Source organism: Pseudomonas sp. IT-P176 (genome assembly GCF_949767245.1).
In the GTDB taxonomy this organism is placed as follows: Bacteria; Pseudomonadota; Gammaproteobacteria; order Pseudomonadales; family Pseudomonadaceae; genus Aquipseudomonas.
The window spans coordinates 1-319 of sequence record NZ_CATKPN010000121.1; the positions used below are offsets into that span (position 1 = coordinate 1).

Annotated in this window: 1 protein-coding gene; it reads left to right on the top strand. The window is 64.9% G+C overall.

All coding sequences use genetic code 11. From position 1 onward, the window contains the following. Nucleotides 1–20 precede the first annotated feature (20 nt). Nucleotides 21–319: ATP-binding cassette domain-containing protein (locus tag ACM6IP_RS26070; RefSeq protein WP_414862613.1), on the top strand; the 299-nt coding region annotated here is incomplete at its 3' end.

A 319-nucleotide genomic window follows, 5' to 3' on the forward strand; every position in this document is an offset into this window, starting at 1 on the left:
TTGAATCAGGAGGTGGCGTAATGGCCGTCGTTCTCACCGCCCGTGACCTGACCCGTCACTACGAAGTCTCCCGCGGCCTGTTCAAGGGCCACGCCACCGTGCGTGCGCTCAACGGCGTGTCGTTCGAACTGGAAGCCGGCAAGACCCTGGCCGTGGTCGGCGAATCCGGTTGCGGCAAGTCGACCCTGGCCCGCGCCCTGACGCTGATCGAAGAGCCGTCCTCCGGCTCGTTGAAAATCGCCGGCCAGGAAGTCACCGGGGCCAACAAGGCCGAGCGCAAGCAGTTGCGCAAAGACGTGCAGATGGTGTTCCAGAGCCC